The organism is Pseudomonas sp. UBA2684, assembly GCA_002354655.1.
Taxonomy (GTDB): domain Bacteria; phylum Pseudomonadota; class Gammaproteobacteria; order Pseudomonadales; family Pseudomonadaceae; genus Aquipseudomonas.
Genome location: DELY01000048.1, coordinates 1 through 16142, shown reverse-complemented (window position 1 = coordinate 16142; position 16142 = coordinate 1). Strand labels below are relative to the sequence as shown.

General features: G+C 61.6%; 17 protein-coding genes. 1 reads left to right on the top strand and 16 read right to left on the bottom strand.

Translation table 11 applies throughout. The features are described from left to right. Positions 1-3 precede the first annotated feature (3 nt). The 8 genes from B3M58_RS16535 to ribBA all read right to left on the bottom strand — a co-directional run bounded on the left by B3M58_RS16535 (position 4) and on the right by ribBA (position 8507). Complete coding sequence (locus B3M58_RS16535; protein ID WP_296220746.1) at positions 4-678, bottom strand: isochorismatase family cysteine hydrolase; 675 nt, start codon at positions 676-678, stop codon at positions 4-6. 335 nt (positions 679-1013) lie between these two features. Next, complete coding sequence (locus B3M58_RS16530) at positions 1014-2057, bottom strand: LLM class flavin-dependent oxidoreductase (protein WP_296220745.1); 1044 nt, start codon at positions 2055-2057, stop codon at positions 1014-1016. 267 nt (positions 2058-2324) lie between these two features. Then, positions 2325-2810, bottom strand: coding sequence for a flavin reductase family protein (locus tag B3M58_RS16525; RefSeq protein WP_296220744.1), 486 nt, complete (start codon positions 2808-2810; stop codon positions 2325-2327). 315 nt (positions 2811-3125) lie between these two features. Beyond that, the gene (locus B3M58_RS16520) at positions 3126-4280 is read right to left on the bottom strand and encodes an ABC transporter ATP-binding protein (RefSeq protein ID WP_296220743.1); all 1155 of its coding nucleotides are present in this window, start codon (positions 4278-4280) and stop codon (positions 3126-3128) included. Between the two features lie 17 nt (positions 4281-4297). Next, the gene (locus B3M58_RS16515) at positions 4298-5107 is read right to left on the bottom strand and encodes an ABC transporter permease (protein ID WP_296220742.1); all 810 of its coding nucleotides are present in this window, start codon (positions 5105-5107) and stop codon (positions 4298-4300) included. A 6-nt stretch (positions 5108-5113) separates the two neighbouring features. Continuing rightward, positions 5114-5950, bottom strand: a complete 837-nt coding sequence (locus tag B3M58_RS16510) for an ABC transporter permease (protein ID WP_296221039.1) — start codon at positions 5948-5950, stop codon at positions 5114-5116. A gap of 79 nt (positions 5951-6029) precedes the next feature. Further along, the gene (locus B3M58_RS16505; protein WP_296220741.1) at positions 6030-7055 is read right to left on the bottom strand and encodes an ABC transporter substrate-binding protein; all 1026 of its coding nucleotides are present in this window, start codon (positions 7053-7055) and stop codon (positions 6030-6032) included. A 342-nt stretch (positions 7056-7397) separates the two neighbouring features. Continuing rightward, on the bottom strand, positions 7398-8507 hold the full coding sequence (gene ribBA, locus B3M58_RS16500; RefSeq protein ID WP_296220740.1) for a bifunctional 3,4-dihydroxy-2-butanone-4-phosphate synthase/GTP cyclohydrolase II: 1110 nt from the start codon (positions 8505-8507) through the stop codon (positions 7398-7400). A 93-nt stretch (positions 8508-8600) separates the two neighbouring features. Here ribBA and B3M58_RS16495 point away from each other — a divergent pair, with 93 nt between their 5' ends. Then, positions 8601-8894 (top strand): DUF1330 domain-containing protein, encoded by a 294-nt coding sequence (locus tag B3M58_RS16495; RefSeq protein ID WP_296220739.1) that lies wholly within the window; start codon positions 8601-8603, stop codon positions 8892-8894. A gap of 12 nt (positions 8895-8906) precedes the next feature. Here the strand turns inward: B3M58_RS16495 and B3M58_RS16490 are convergent, their stop codons facing one another. The 8 genes from B3M58_RS16490 to B3M58_RS16455 form a co-directional block, all read right to left on the bottom strand. Next, on the bottom strand, positions 8907-9470 hold the full coding sequence (locus tag B3M58_RS16490) for an NUDIX hydrolase (protein WP_296220738.1): 564 nt from the start codon (positions 9468-9470) through the stop codon (positions 8907-8909). Between the two features lie 4 nt (positions 9471-9474). Continuing rightward, positions 9475-10227, bottom strand: coding sequence for a GntR family transcriptional regulator (locus tag B3M58_RS16485; protein ID WP_296220737.1), 753 nt, complete (start codon positions 10225-10227; stop codon positions 9475-9477). 78 nt (positions 10228-10305) lie between these two features. Continuing rightward, on the bottom strand, positions 10306-10695 hold the full coding sequence (locus B3M58_RS16480) for a carboxymuconolactone decarboxylase family protein (RefSeq protein ID WP_296220736.1): 390 nt from the start codon (positions 10693-10695) through the stop codon (positions 10306-10308). A 24-nt stretch (positions 10696-10719) separates the two neighbouring features. Continuing rightward, positions 10720-12171, bottom strand: coding sequence for an NAD-dependent succinate-semialdehyde dehydrogenase (locus B3M58_RS16475; protein ID WP_296220735.1), 1452 nt, complete (start codon positions 12169-12171; stop codon positions 10720-10722). Positions 12172-12312: 141 nt separating this feature from the next. Then, positions 12313-12798, bottom strand: a complete 486-nt coding sequence (locus B3M58_RS16470; protein WP_296220734.1) for a flavin reductase family protein — start codon at positions 12796-12798, stop codon at positions 12313-12315. A gap of 35 nt (positions 12799-12833) precedes the next feature. Next, on the bottom strand, positions 12834-14315 hold the full coding sequence (locus B3M58_RS16465) for an aldehyde dehydrogenase (protein WP_296220733.1): 1482 nt from the start codon (positions 14313-14315) through the stop codon (positions 12834-12836). Next, positions 14312-15145, bottom strand: a complete 834-nt coding sequence (locus tag B3M58_RS16460; RefSeq protein ID WP_296220732.1) for an alpha/beta fold hydrolase — start codon at positions 15143-15145, stop codon at positions 14312-14314. Before B3M58_RS16460 ends, B3M58_RS16465 begins: the two co-directional genes overlap by 4 nt. A gap of 26 nt (positions 15146-15171) precedes the next feature. Continuing rightward, positions 15172-15762 (bottom strand): amino acid synthesis family protein, encoded by a 591-nt coding sequence (locus tag B3M58_RS16455; RefSeq protein ID WP_296220731.1) that lies wholly within the window; start codon positions 15760-15762, stop codon positions 15172-15174. Positions 15763-16142: the final 380 nt, after the last annotated feature.

Here is a 16142-nt window from a genome sequence, read left to right as displayed (position 1 = left end):
CGGTCACTCCTGCGGCGTAAGGCTGGATTGCAGATGGGCGATGGCCTGGAACAGTGTGTCGGGCCGGTGCGCAAACAGGTCTGGGGCGCTCGGCTTGCAGGAGGTGAAGGCCTCCCCGCGCAGGGCGTGCAGGTACTGTTCGCAGTTGAACAGCTCGATGGAGTAAACCCAGTTGGCCATGATCAGCAACGAGGAATAGTGCGCCGCGCTGGTGGTCGAGGTGCAGGCGTCGGTGATCAGGTCGACCCGGTAGCCCAGGGCGAAGGCATCGAACACGGTGGCCAGCACACAGGCGTCGGTGAGTACGCCGGAGATCATCAGGCGGTTAACGCCGAGGCCCTTCAGTTGCGCATCCAGCTCAGTGCGGTGGAAGGCGCTGTAGCGCGGCTTGTCGATCACGTAGTCGCCTGCTTGTGGCGCCAGGCGTGGGAGAATTTCCACCTGACGCGTAGCGGCGCAGTAGCTGGCTGGGCGCCCGTTGCGGTCCAATGGCTCGTCGGGCGGCAGGTCTGAAGCATCTGCATTGTTGATATGGCGCGTGTAGATCAGCGGAATGCCGGCAACACGCGCGGCGCAGATCAATGCGGCGCAGTTGTCGAGCACGGTCGCGAAGTCATGCAGGGGGAAGCCATCCTCCTGCTGCATATCGATGACCAGGTAGGCGATATGGTTTCTCATGGGCAACTCTTGTTCTTGTGCAGTAAATACTGACGAGCCGCGCTCTGGCGCCGTTGATACGGATACCAGGGCCGCGAGCCGGCTGTCAGGTGCGTTCAGCGGGGGGAGTTGCTCAGGAAACTAGTGCCCAGAAGCCGTTCTGCTTGGCTGCGACGGCGGGGCGCAGACGTTTCAGGCGAACGTGCGCAGAGGTGCACTTGCCCCGTAGGTAAGCCATTGCGGCTCCGGGCAGTGGTTGGGTGTTGCAGGTGAGCAGGCCAATGTTCATGGGGCTGTCGACCATTTGCACGGGAGGCGTAGCCGGATCGACCGATCCGGCTACGTGACGCGATGACTCAGTTGAACGCGGGCACCACATGCTTGATGAAGAGTTCCAGCGATTTCTTCTTCTCGGCATGCGACAGGCTGTTGTCGGCCCAGAAGCTGAACTCGTCGACGCCCAGTTCCTGATAGTGGCGGATGCGCGCGATGATTTCTTCGGGCGTGCCGATCATGGTGTTCTTGCGGATATTCTCCAGCTCGAACTCGGGGCGGTCCTTGAACTTCTCTTCGGGGCTCGGCTGGAGAATGCCGTTAAGCGGGGTTTGCTTGTTGCCGAACCAGGCATCGAAGGTGCGGTAGAAGCGCGAGATGGCGGCTGCGCCGACCTTCCAGCCATCGCTATCTTCAGGGCTGTAAACGTGGGTGTGGCGCAGCACCATCAGTTGCGGGCGCGGCACTTCCGGATTGTTGGCCAGGGCGGCTTCGAATTTGTTCTTCAGGTCGACCACTTCCTCGTCGCCCTTCATCAATGGCGTGACCATCACGTTGCAGCCGTGCTTCACCGCGAAGTTGTGCGAGTCTGGATCACGCGCGGCGATCCAGATTGGCGGGGTGGGCGTCTGGATCGGGCGGGGCGAGGAGGTCGAGGTGGGGAACTTCCAGATCTCGCCATCGTGGGCGTAGTCGCCTTGCCACAGGGCCTTGACCGCAGGAACCATCTCGCGCAAGTGCTGGCCACCGGAAGAAGCCGGCATGCCACCGGCCATGCGGTCGAATTCATACTGGTAGGCGCCACGGGCCAGGCCGACTTCCATGCGCCCGTTACTGATCACGTCGAGCAGGGCGCATTCGCCGGCAACCCGGATGGGGTGCCAGAACGGCGCGATGATGGTCCCGGCACCGAGGCGAATGGTCGTGGTCTTTGCCGCCAGGTAAGACAGGAGTGGCATCGGGCTTGGCGAGATGGTGTATTCCATCGAGTGGTGTTCACCAATCCATACCGTGCAAAAGCCGCCGGCCTCGGCCATCAGCGTCAGTTCGGTAAGATTCTCGAAGAGCTGGCGGTGGCTGACGTGCTCGTCGTAGCGCTCCATATGCACGAACAAAGAAAATTTCATGATGCGTTCCTCAACTCTGTTTTTGTTCGGCCCCGGATCGGCCGGCTACGGTGAAGCGTGCACTGCGCCTCTGTCTTGGCGGTTCCGCGCGTCTCAGGACAACGCTGCAAGCAAGACGAAATGAATCATTAAATATTGGTATACCATAATACGAATTTGCTGCAAGATTTTTCTATCGCCATCATTGGTCAGCTTTGCGCTGCACGCGTTGCTCGGGCTGACGGCCACTGGGCGCGCATATTTTCGGCTGACGGCGCACCGTGAGGGCTAGGCGAAAGCCTGCAACGCGCCCATCTTGCCGTGGCAGTAAATCATCGGCACAACCTGCTGCTGCGGCACTATCAGGTTCTTGACTGCGCCGACCATGATGGCGTGATCGCCCCCTTCGTACTCGCGCCAGAGTTCGCACTCAATGATCGCGGTGGCATTACTCAACAGCGGGTTGCCGCGCTCGCTCAGCCGCCATTCGATGCCTTGTGCTTTGTCTTTGCCCTTGCTGGCGAATGCATAAGCTTCCTGCTTCTGGTCGGCGGTCAGCAGGTGGATGGCGAACTGCTTGCGAGCGATCAGGATCGGATAGGAATCGGAGCTGTAGTTAGGGCAAAACAGCACCAGGGCTGGATCCATGGACAGCGAACTGAAGGCGCTCGCCGTCAGGCCAACCATCTCACCCTCGTCATTCAGGGTGGTGATCACCGTGACGCCCGAGGGGAAGGAGCCCATAACCTGCTTGTAGACGACTGGATTGATCATTTCGTGCAGCCTCTATTGTTCGTATGCGGTGGCGTTGTGGTCTTATGGTATACCATAATATTGATTGTGCAAGCCCTCCCACGATCTGCAGAACTCTATTTATCGGACGTTACGCCGCAGTGATTGCGCTTGCCTGGCGTACTCAGTCAGATGGTGAGGGCCGGACGATTTCTCCGCGAAAATCTTTGACCACTGAAGCGCTTTCGCGGCTAAAGCCGCTCCCACGTGACGGCGCTCGGCATCAACATTTAACGGCTACAGAGCCATGAAAAAGCCCCAGTCTCTGCCGAGGCTGGGGCTCTTTTGTGACGGCGGTCAGTGGCTGCCAGCGGCCTTGGTCAGGTCGCTTTCGTTCCACTCGCTGTAGACGCAGGCATCGGCCGCGGCCCAACGGACCCGCACGCGGGTTCCCGCTTGCAGCGGTTGCAGGTCGTTGGACAGGGCTTTGAGGGTCAGGCTGCAGCCGCCGGGGGTGACGACGCTGCAGGTCAGGCTTTCGCCAAGGAACACCACTTCGCTGACCTGCGCCGAGATTTCGTTCCAGCCGGCTGGCAACGGAGTCTGCTCGGCGTGCTCCTGGACCAGCACCAAGGCTTTCTCGGGGCGCACCATCAGCAGCACTTGCTGGCCGTTTTGCAAGGCGGTGGTCGGCCGGATCGCCAGGGGCTGCTGCTCGAACTGCACCGAGGCGTTGCCCGTCACCTGCGCCTTGAGGAAATTCGAGTTGCCGAGGAAGGAGGCGACGAAGGCATTCGGCGGGTTCTGATAGAGGTCGTAACCGCTGCCCAGACCGACGATCTTGCCGTGGCTGAAGATGGCGATGCGTTGCGACAAACGCATGGCTTCTTCCTGGTCGTGGGTCACGTAGACGATGGTGATGCCGAGGCGACGGTGCAGGTGACGCAGTTCATCTTGCAGCTCTTCGCGCAGTTTTTTATCCAGCGCGCCAAGCGGCTCGTCCATCAGCAGGATGCGCGGCTCGTAGACCAGGGCGCGAGCAATCGCCACGCGTTGTTGCTGACCCCCAGAAAGCTGGGCGGGGCGGCGGTGGGCGAACTGTTCCAGTTGCACCAACTTGAGCATGGCGTCGACCTGGCGCTCGCGTTCGGCGGCCGGAAGTTTGCGGATACTCAGCGGGAAAGCGATGTTGTCGCGCACCGAGAGATGCGGGAACAGCGAGTAGCGCTGGAATACCATGCCGATGCCGCGCTTGTGCGGCGGCACCTTGATCAGTGATTTGCCTTCTACCTGGATTTCTCCAGAGCTGGGCGTTTCGAACCCAGCGAGCATCGACAGGGTCGTGCTCTTGCCGGAGCCGCTGGAGCCGAGAAAGGTCAGGAATTCGCCTTCCTGGATATCCAGGGAAATATTGTCCACTGCGGCGAAGTCGCCGTAGTGCTTATTCAGGTTGCGCAGGCTGACCAGGGGACGCTGATCGGCTGGGGCGGACTCTTGGATCACAGCACTCATATCGTTCTCCTCGGCGCTTAGGCGCTGACTTCATTGCGCCGACGCAGGGCAGCGGCGATGACCATTATCAGGACGGACAAACCGATCAACAGCGTCGAGGCGACGGCGATCACCGGCGTCAGGTCCTGGCGCAGGGTGGTCCACATTTTTACCGGCAGGGTTTGCAGGGTCGGGCTGGCCATCATCACGCTGAGGACCACCTCGTCCCAGGACACCAGAAAGGCGAACAGCGCGCCGGCGACCATGCCCGGACGGATGGCCGGGAAGGTCACGCGGTATACCGCCTGGAGGCGCGAAGCACCGCAGATCACCGCGGCATCCTCGATCGACTGGTCAAACAGCTTCAGCGAATTGATGATCGAGATGATGGTGAAGGGCAGCGCGACTATCACGTGGCTGACCACGAAGGAAAACAGCGTGCCGGTATAGCCCAACTTGAGAAACAGCGCATACACCGCCACCGCGATAATCACCAACGGCACGATCATCGGCAGCGTGAACAGGGCATAGAGCAACTCGCGCCCCGGAAAGCGTCCGCGCACCAGGGCGAAGGCGCTCGGTAGGCCCAAGGCGACCGCGCACAGGGTGGTGATCACGGCGACCTTCAAGCTGGTCAGTACCGAGGCCATCCACTCCGGATTGGAGAAAAACTGCTCGTACCATTTCAGCGTCCAGCCCGGTGGCGGGAAGACCAGCCACTGCGAGGAGCCGAACGACAGCAGCACGATGAACACAATCGGCAGCAGCAGGAACAGGGCGATCACCGCCGTGGTGAAATAGAGGCCGATGCGCAAGCGCGGCCCCATGGCATTGGGGGTCAGCAACATGTCGGATTACCTCGCATTGCTGGCGCCGACCGGCGATTCCGGCTGGAGCTTCAGGTAGACGTAGAACAACACCAGGGTGATCGCGATCAGTAGCGCGGCCGCGGCGCTGGCGATGCCCCAGTTGAGGAAGGACTGCACCTGCTGAATGATGAACTCCGGCAGCATCATGTTCTGTGCGCCGCCGAGGAGAGCCGGGGTCACGTAGTAGCCGAGGGACATGACAAAGACCATCAGCCCGCCAGAGAACAAGCCAGGGCGGCACAGCGGCAGGAAAACCCGGAAGAAGTTGCTCCACGGGCTGGCGCCACAGATGGCGCCAGCCTGCAACACCAGCGGATCGATGGCTTGCATGGTGGCCTGCAACGGCAGAACGATGAACGGGATCATGATGTAGCTCATGCCGATTACCACGCCGGTGAGGTTGTGCACCATCTCCAGCGGCTGGTCGATGATGCCCAGGGCCATCAGGGTTTTATTGATCACCCCGGAGGCTTGCAGCAGCACCAACCAGGAGTAGGTGCGTGCGAGCAGGCTGGTCCACATCGAGAGCAGCACGATGCTCAGCAGCCAGCGGCCCCAGCCGCGCGGCACCAGGGTAATCGCCCAGGCCAGGGGAAAGCCCAGCAGCAGGCTGATCACCGTGACCAGGCCGGCCACCGAGAAGGTATTCAGCAGCACGCGGGTGTAGGCCGAGTTGGCAAACAGTTGTTCGTAGTTGCTCAGTCCGAGGCTGGGCTCCAATACCCCGCGCAGCAGCAAGCCGATCAGGGGCGCGAGGAAGAACAGGCCGAGGAACAGCAGCGCCGGCAGCAGGTTGGAAAAACCCCGCCAGCGCTGTGCCATCGGACGGTTTGCCGTGCTGGCGGCGCGCAAGGCACCGCTAGCGACTTGGGGGGATTGGTTGGACTGGGCGGTAGTCATGTTATTTGACCAGCCACTCGTTCCACTGCGCGGAAATGGCTTCGCCATGCTTGGCCCAGTAGGCGTAATTGAGGTTGACCTGGTCCTTGACGTGGGCGGTCGGCAGGTTCGGCGCAAGATCGGCGTTCAGTTGCTCGACGCTGTTGACGTTAACCGGGGCATAGGCCGTCAGGTTGGCGAACGTGGCCTGACCTTTGGCGCTGCTGGCGTTGGCCAGGAACTTCATGGCCGCCTCCTTGTTTTTCGCACCCTTGGGGATGACCAGAAAGTCGGCCATGACCAGGTTCTGTTTCCAGCTCACGCCAACTGGCGCGCCATCTTGCTGCAGGGCATAGATGCGGCCGTTCCAGAACTGGCCAAGGCTGGCTTCACCGGAGGCCAGCATCTGCTGCGATTGCGCGCCGCCGCCCCACCAGATGATGTCCTGCTTGATGGTGTCGAGTTTCTTGAAAGCGCGCTCGAGGTCCAGCGGGTACAGCTGGTCGGCGGCTACGCCGTCGGCGAGCAGGGCCAGTTCGAGTACGCCCGGGCTGGCCCACTTGTACAGCGCGCGCTTGCCAGGGTAGGCAGCGGTATCAAACAGCGCGGTCCAGTCTTGCGGAGCGTTGCCGCCGACCTTGCCCTGGTTGTAGCCGAGCACGAAGGAGAAGTAGAAGGAGCCGACGCCATGGTCGGAGACGAAGCGCGGGTCGATCTGGTCGCGCTGAATCACGCCAAAGTCCAGTGGCTCCAACAGGCCTTCGCTGGCGGCGCGCAGGGCGAAGTCGGCTTCGACGTCCACGACGTCCCACTGCACATTGCCGCTTTCGACCATGGCCTTGAGCTTGCCGTAGTCGGTCGGCCCGTCCTGTACGACACGGATGCCGCTGGATTCGGTGAAGGGCTCGGCCCAGGCCTGCTTCTGCGCATCCTGGGTGGTGCCGCCCCAACTGACGAAGTTCAGGCTTTCCGCTGCAACTGCACTGCCTGCGCTTGCCACCAGGGCCAGAGCGGCGAGGGTGGCGGTGACGGAGTTTCTCTGCAACATGCTGTATTCCTCGATTTTGTAGTTGTTGTCGAGCTGCCATGCATGAACATAAAGCTTGATTTGCTGTGGCTATGGATTCTAGGTCGTCGGCTATAAATGCCCGGCCTATGGAATATCATATTATGGTATTCCAAGATTTCTGCAAGCCCTGAGTCTCGACTGGGGCTGTCGAGCGGACTGGGTCGACGGATGGCAGTAAGCGACAGCGCGCAGGGGCTCGCAGCCTCGGTCGATGACTAGAGTTTAGGACACGTAGGGAAGGTGGCTCGCAGCGCGGCGGGGCGGGTGTTGCGCAGAGGAGGTCGAGCGCTGGAGGGGTTTTTCCCCTCCAGGCAACAGGTGTTATTCAGTGAAGGCGAGGGTCTCCACGACTTCCAGGTCGTAGCCCGTGAGGCCCGCATATTTCAGCGGCGCGCCGAGGTGGCGCAGTTTGCCGACGCCGATATCTTGAAGAATCTGCGCGCCGGTGCCGACTTCGGAGTAGATACGCGATTGTGAGCGGCTGAACTGCTGGCGTGGTTGGGTCAGTTGCGGTACCCGCTCCAGCAGCGCTTGCGACGACTCGTTGTTGGCCAGCACCACGACCACGCCGCGACCTTCTTCGGCGACCTTTTGCAGCGCCGCCCACAGCGTCCAGTTCTTCGGCCCGGTGTACTCGGCGCCGACCAGGTCACGCAGGGGATCGATCACGTGCACGCGGACCAAGGTCGGTTCGTCACGGTTGATCTCACCCATGACCATGGCCATGTGCACACCCCCTTCGATACGGTCTTCGTAGGTAATCAGGCGGAAATCGCCGTGCACGGTGGGTAGTTCGCGTTCGCCAATGCGGCTGACGGTATGTTCGGTGCTCAAGCGATAGTGGATCAGGTCGGCGATGGTGCCGATCTTAATCCCGTGCTGGCTGGCGAACGCCTCCAGATCGGGGCGTCTGGCCATGCTGCCGTCTTCATTCATCACCTCGACTATGACTGCTGCCGGGCTGAAGCCGGCCAGGCGCGCCAGATCGCAGCCGGCTTCGGTGTGTCCGGCACGGTTCAATACGCCACCGTCGCGGGCGCGCAACGGGAAAATATGCCCTGGCTGGACCAGATCCTCGGCCTTGGCGTCCGCCGCGACGGCGGCGAGCACGGTGCGCGAGCGGTCGGCAGCAGAGATTCCGGTGGTGACTCCCGTAGCCGCCTCGATGGAAATGGTAAACGCGGTGGAGAAGGCACTGCCGTTGCTCGGCACCATTTGCTCCAGGCCCAGGCGCTGACAGTGTTCGTCGGTCAGGGTCAGGCAGATCAGGCCGCGCGCTTCGCGGGCCATGAAGTTGATCGCGGCCGGTGTGCAGGCCTCTGCGGCCAGCAGCAGGTCGCCCTCGTTTTCGCGGTCCTCGTCGTCGACCAAGAGAACCATCTTGCCCTGGCGAACGTCTTCGATGATTTCTTCGATGCTATTGAATGGCATGCCGGTGCTCTCGGGGTTGCGGTAGGTGATGGTTGCTCAGCGGCCTTTATGGTATACCATATTACGAATATCCTGCGAGTAACCGAGGTAACGATGAAGGCTTATTGGATTGCCCATGTCGATGTAACCGATCCCGAGCAGTACCTGGAATATACCCGCCGGGCACCAGCAGCCTTCCTCAAGTATGGCGGGGTTTTTCTCGCTCGGGGCGGGCGGGCCGAGGCGCTGGAAGGTCGGCCTACACCACCGCGCAATGTGCTGATCGAATTCGCGTCCTATGAACAGGCGCTGGCCTGCTACCGCTCGGCCGAGTACCAGCAAGCCTGCGGCCACCGCCAGGGCGCGGCCCTGGCAGAGGTGATCATCGTCGAGGGTTGCGCGCCCTGAGAGTGGGCTGATTCAGCGGATAAAGTGAACCTTGCCGCTGTCGTCGTTGCCGATGTAGATGCCGTAGACCCCGGCCTGGCGCTCCTCAATGTAGCGTTCGAGAATCTGCCGAATGGCCGGGTAGTAGATGCTTTCCCAGGGAATATCCTCAGGCGCGAAGAAGCGGTAGTCGAGGGTTTCCGGGCCGAACTGGCCGGTCACTTCAAGGGCCACGGCGCGAAAGATGATGTACACCTCGCTGATCTTCGGCACGCTGAAGATCGAATAGGGCGAGACGATGTCCGCGCGCACGCCGCTTTCTTCCCATACTTCGCGCAGGGCGGCTTGCTCGGTGGTCTCGCCGTTTTCCATGAAGCCGGCCGGCAGTGTCCAGGTGCCAGGGCGCGGCGCGATGGCGCGCTGGCAGAGCAGGTACTTACCGTCCTGCTCGATGATGCAGCCGGCGATTATCTTCGGGTTTTCGTAGTGTATGTAGCCGCACCCTGCGCAGACCAGGCGCTGGTGAGTGTCTCCGGGCGGTTGCTGACGGCTCAAGCGGTCAGCGCCACAACTGGGGCAGAAGCGCGGGGTTGCCATGCTCTCAGCGTCCTATACGCGGCTCTTTGAGGGCGATCGGTGTGGCGATGTCACGTACGCTACCAACCACCTCTTGTTTGGATTTCAGGTAGTCCAAGGCTACCTTGGCGGCGGCGCGTACATGGTCGACCGACGCCTGGTGGGCGGCGAGTGGATCACCGCTCTTGATCGCCTCGACGATGCGCTCCATTTCGTTATTGCTCGCGCCGCGCCGGTTGGCCTGAGACACCGAGGTGGCCCGCAGGTAGCTGATGCGCGCTTGCAGCTGACGCAGTTGGGTGGCGGCGATGTGGTTGCCGGAACCCTCCAATAGCACGTCATAGAAACCCTGGACCGAGTCGAGCACCTGTTGCAACTCGCCCTCTTCGAGCACCCTGCGGTTTTCCTCGAGAGCGCGCTCCAGAGCCCGGATTTCCTTGGCTTTGGCGTTCAGGGTAAACAGTTGCACGATCAAGCCTTCAAGCACACAGCGTAGCTCGTAGATATCGCGGGCATCTTCCAGCGTGATGATCGCCACCCGCGGCCCCTTGGCATCGGCAAACTCGACCAGTCCTTCCGACTCAAGGTGGCGCAGGGCCTCACGCACCGAGGTGCGGCTAACGCCCAGACGATCACAGAGGTCGCGTTCTACCAGGCGGTCCCCAGGCATCAGTTGGAAGTTCATGATGGCACTGCGCAATTTATCCAGCACGATTTCGCGCAGGGTAATGGGGTTGCGATTGACCTTGAAGCTGTCGTCGAGAGGCAATCGTTTCATTGGGTCCGCTCTGTTTGGGCTGTTTGAAGGAAAGCACAGAAGCGCCCGAGCATTCGACTCAGGGCGCTGCAGCCGCTGTTAAGGTTGGCTTTCGGCATCGGCTTGCGCGAAGGCTTCGCGGGCAATGCGAAAACTGTCCACGGCCGCCGGCACGCCACAGTAAATACCGACCTGTAGCAGTATTTCGCGTATCTGCTCACGGCTGAGGCCGTTGCGCAAGGCTCCGCGAATATGCAGCTTGAGTTCATGCGGTCGGTTGAGCGCTGAAATCATCGCCAAGTTTATCATGCTGCGTTCCGCCAGCGACAAACCCTCCCGCCCCCAGACATGCCCCCAGCAGTACTCGGTGACCAGCTCCTGCAGGGGCCGGTTGAAGTCGTCGGCATTCTCGATCGACGTGTTGACATAGGCCTCGCCCAGCACCTGTGTGCGGATCGCTAGGCCCTTGGCGTACTTGTCGTTGCTCATGGTGTTCTCCTCGGCTTGCCTGAATTAGAGGCCGCCCATCAGGGTGTATTTGATTTCGAGGTAATCCTCGATGCCGTACTTGGAGCCTTCGCGGCCGAGACCGGAGGATTTGATGCCGCCGAAGGGCGCGACCTCGGTGGAGATCAGGCCTTCGTTGATCCCGACCATGCCATATTCCAGCGCTTCGCTCATGCGCCAGGCGCGGCCCAGGTCGCGGGTGTAACAGTAGGCGGCCAGGCCATATTCGGTGTCGTTGGCCAGTTGCACGGCCTCGGCTTCATTGCTGAAGCGGAACACTGCGGCCAGCGGACCGAAGGTTTCCTCGCGGGCCACCTTCATGGTCAGGTCCAGGTCGGCCAGCACTGTCGGCTGGAAGAAACCGTGGCCGAGGGCATGCCGCTCGCCGCCACAGAGCAGGCGCGCGCCTTTGCTCAGGGCATCCTGCACATGCTCTTCGACCTTGGCCACCGCACGCTCGTTGATCAGCGGGCCCTGGTTCACATCGACGGTGAAACCATCGCCAACCTTGAACGCGCCGACGCGCTCGGCAAGGCGGCTGACGAAGGCCTCGTAGATACCGTCCTGCACCAGGAAGCGATTGACGCAGACGCAGGTCTGCCCGGCATTGCGGTACTTGGCGACCAGCGCGCCCTCAACCGCGCGCTCGAGATCGGCGTCGTCGAAGACGATAAACGGGGCGTTGCCGCCCAGCTCCAGGGACACTTTTTTCAGGGTCTTGGCGCACTGGGCCATAAGCAGTTTGCCGATCGCGGTGGAGCCGGTGAAGGACAGTTTGCGCACATCCGCACTGTCAGTCAGCTTGCCGCCGATGGCCACGGCATCGCCGGTGAGCACATTGAAAATGCCCGCCGGGATGCCCGCTTGTTCCGCCAGCGCGGCCATGGCCAGGGCAGAGAAGGGGGTTTCCGGGGCGGGCTTGACGATGCATGGGCAGCCGGCGGCAAGGGCCGGGCCAGCCTTGCGGGTGATCATCGCAGCGGGAAAGTTCCACGGCGTGATGGCGGCGACCACGCCGATCGGCTCTTTGCTGACGACGATGCGGGCATCGCCCTTGTGGCTGGGGATGGTGTCGCCGTAGATGCGCTTGGCCTCTTCGGCGAACCATTCGATAAAGCTGGCGGCATAGAGGATTTCGCCCTTGGCCTCGCTGAGGGGCTTGCCTTGCTCCAGGGTGAGGATCTCGGCCAGGGCATCGGCATGCTCGAGCATCAGCGCATGCCAGCGCTTGAGGATATTGCTGCGCTCCTTGGCGGTGCGTGCGCGCCAGGCGGGCCAGGCAGCGGTTGCAGCCGCAATCGCGCGCTGGGTTTCCACTTCACCCATGTTTGGCACCCGGCCAATGCTGGCACCATTGGCCGGGTTGAAGATTTCTTGGGTGGTTGCATTCTGTGCGTCACACCATTGGCCGTCGATAAAGGCCTGCTGGCGGAACAGTTGTGCGGCTGCTGGGGTCATGTTGGCTCCGAAAATAAAAAAAGGGTCGCCACCAGCATGTATGGCGAACGACCCCAAAAGACTCTATGGCGATCTAGCCGGCGGTTGAAAAACCACCTGCGTTGCCGGTGCCTCGCCTAGGTTTTTCAACGGCCTGCCTGCTCAGACGATGGAGGGTAGAGCGCCCAGCTTGCCGCGGTGGTAGACCATCGGCGTCACTTCGGTTTTGGGAAGAATCAGGTTCTTCACCGCACCGACGATGATCGCGTGATCGCCACCGTCGTACTCGCGCCACAGCTCGCATTCGATGATCGCCGTGGCCTTGCTCAGCAGCGGGTTGCCCCGCTCGCTGAGATGCCATTCGATGCCTTTGGCTTTGTCCTTGCCTTTGCCGGCAAAGGCGTAGGCTTCGGCCGTCTGGTCGGCGGACAGCAGGTGGATGGCGAACTGTTTGCTGGCGCACAGCACCGGGTAGGAGTCCGACGCGTAGTTGGGGCAGAACAGCACCAGTGCCGGGTCTATCGACAGGGCGCTGAAAGCGCTGGCGGTGATGCCGACTATGCCGCCATGTTCGTCGAGACAGGTGACCACCGTGACACCCGAGGGAAACGAGCCCATCACTTCTTTGTAAATGCCTGGTTCGATCATTTTTTGCTACCTCTGAAAGTCTCGCAGTGAACGTCTCAGCGCATCACAAAGGGGTCGGCCATTGGCGTCTGCGACAGGTTGATCCACACGGTTTTCTGTTCGGTATAGGCGAGCACCGAATCGATGCCGCTCTCGCGGCCGTAGCCGCTGTTCTTGAAACCACCGATAGGGGCCATGGCCGAGACGGCGCGGTAGGTATTGACCCAGATAATGCCCGAGCGCACATCGCGGGCCAGGCGGTGGGCGCGACCGAGATCGCGGGTCCAGATACCGGCGGCGAGGCCGAATTGCGAGTTGTTGGCGATCGCCAGTGCTTCGGCTTCATCCTTGAAGCGGATCACCGAGGCGACCGGGCCGAAGACTTCTTCCTGCATGATTTTCATTGAGTTGCTGTCGCACTCGAACAGCGTCGGTTCGTAGTACCAGCCATTACCGTCAATCTCTGGGCGCTTGCCGCCCAGGCGCAGCTTTGCACCTTCGGCCAGAGCGTCGGCAACCAGGCCTTCGACCACGGCCAGTTGTTGCGCGGTAGCCATGGGGCCCATCTCGCTGCGGTCATCTTGCGGGTTGCCGATACGGATGCGCTTGGCCCGCTCGACCAGGCGTTCGACGAACTCGTCGTAGATCTCGTCCTGTACCAGCAGGCGCGAACCGGACACGCAACTCTGCCCCGATGCGGCATAGATGCCGGCGATCGCGCCATTGATCGCACTGTCCAGATCGGCGTCGGCAAAGATGATATTCGGCGACTTGCCGCCCAGCTCCAGCGACAGCTTGGCGAAGTTCTCGGCGCTGCTGCGCACCACATGGCGAGCGGTGGCGGCGCCGCCGGTGAAGGCGATCTTGCGCACCAGTGGGTGACGGGTCAGGGCCGCACCGGTGCTGGCACCGTAACCGGTGATCACGTTGACCACGCCTGCTGGAATGCCGGCCTCCAGGGCCAGGCGAGCCAGTTCGAGAATGGTCGCCGAGGCGTGCTCGGAAGGCTTGATGACGATGCAGTTGCCGGCGGCCAGAGCGGGAGCCAGCTTGATCGCGGTCAGGTACAGCGGGCTGTTCCAGGGAATTATCGCGGCCACGACGCCGAGCGGCTCGTGCACGGTGTAACCGAACAGGTCGGTCTTATCCAGGGGCAGGGTGCCGCCTTCGAGTTTGTCGGCCAGGCCGGCGGTGTAATAGAAGAACTCCGGCAGGTAGCTGACCTGGCCGCGGGTTTCGCGGATCAGCTTGCCATTGTCGCGGCTCTCCAGTTGCGCCAACTGTTCCTTGTTCTCGGCGATCAAGTCACCCAGGCGGCGCAGCAACTTGCCCCGTGCGGTGGCCGTCAGGTTGCGCCAGGCCGGGCTTTCGAACGCATGCTGCGCGGCCTGGACCGCGCGCTCCACGTCAGTTTCGTCGGCGTCGGGCAATTGCGCCCAGGGTTCGGCGAGGGCCGGGTTCAGGCTTTGGAAGGTTTTGCCGGACAGGGCATCGACCCACTGGCCGTCGATGCACATCTGAAAGCGGGTGAGTGTCATGCAACGATCCCCTGTGTTGGGTTCTGTGAGCTCTGCGTCTGCTTGAGGAAGTCAAGCAGCATCTGGTTGACCAGGCGCGGCGATTCCACCGGCATCATATGGCGCTGTTCCGCGAGCACGGCGACTTGCGCCCCGGGAATCCGTGCGGCCAGCTCTCTGGCCATTTGCGGGGTCGAGCCGGGGTCCAGCTCGCCGGTGGCGATCAATGTTGGCGCGCAGATGCTGCCCAGTTGATCCGCCTGATACATGTCCTGAGTGGCGAACAATTCATAGGTGGTCAAATAGCCTTGCGGATCGTTGCTGGCCAGGGTTTGGCGCAGCGCGGCGATTTGCGCCGGGTTGGCGGCCTGGTACTCGCGGCTGAACCAGCGCGACAGGGCCGCCTCGGCGTTGGCATTCGGGCCATATTGGGCGACCTGGCGGGTGCGCTCGATCACCCCGGCACTTTGTTCGGGATTGCGGTTGAACACGCTGTTGAGCACCACCAGGCCTTGCAGACGCGAGGGGTAGTGCAGGGCGAATGCTCGCGCCACCAGGCCACCCATCGAGAAACCGATGATGGTAGCCTGGGGCAGCTGTAGGTGTTCGAGCAGCTCGCGCAACTGCTCGGCATAGCCGAGCAAGTCGGTGCCTGGGGCAGGGCGCTGACTGGCCCCGTGGCCGAGCATGTCGTAGGCAATCACCCGGTAGTGCGGCGCAAGACCGACGATCTGGCCGCCCCACATCTCTTTGTTCAGGCCTACGCCGTGAATCAGGACCACAGGCTGTCCCTGACCAGTCGCCAGGTAGCTGGTCCCGGCGGGGGTGCGTTCAGCGGTAAATACCATCATGGCTTGCTCCTGCACTGACCCGGGGGTTACTGCGCTTGCTCGGCGGCCAGTTCTTCCAGGTCGATGTAGCGATTGCCGATGCGCGGATGCAGACGGCCACCGTTAGCAGCGCCCAGGACCACGACGATTTCGTCGGCACGCGGAGCGTCTTCGATCTGCATTTCCAGGGTGATGTAGTGCGAGCGCAGGCCTTCGTCATCCTTGTGCATCATCGGAATCTGGATCGAGGTGCCTGGGCCGCCGCGCTTGTTGGTGAAGCTCAGGTAACTCTTGGCGTTGACCGCCTGACGGTAGTGATTGCCAAAGCGCAGGGTGTGGATAACGGCCGAGGCGTGCTCGATTTCACCGTCGGCACCGACTACGGCGGCTTTACCGTAGGCTTCGATCTTCTCGGCACCGCCAATGCTGTCGAGCAGGCGCTTGACCATCATCTCGCCCAGTTCGGAGCAGTTGGCCTTGATTTCCGGCTTCAGGTCTTCGACAAAACCACGGCCTAGCCAGGGGTTCTTCATCACGACGGCAAGGCCCACCATGGTCACGGGCTTGTCGGTTGCCTTGCCACCTTCGATGAGGGTTTCTTCTACATAGCTGACAATTTTGCGAATTTCGAAACTCATAAAGCTCTCCTGGATAAATAAGGCAGTGCGTGGCGCAATGTGCCGACCTGGTAACATGGTATACCATAATACGGCAGTTGCAAGTCAAGCATTCGACGGCTGCAACTGGTCGGCTTGCATCCGCGCAGTCACTGACCTGAACCGGTTGTACCGATTGTCGACGGGCAGGCTTTGCTTTCGTTTTTAGGTCTATGGTATACCGTAATACAAGCGAACATTTCTACTCACGGTTACAGACTGTGAGTGGCTGCCGAGACTGTTGGCTCGTCACTGGCGGCAGACAGGAGTCGTTCGCGATAAGCACTTAGCTGTGCCCCATACATGCGGATTCCACGCTGACTCGAACACCCATTCCACGCACATCCGGACAGTGATTCCAC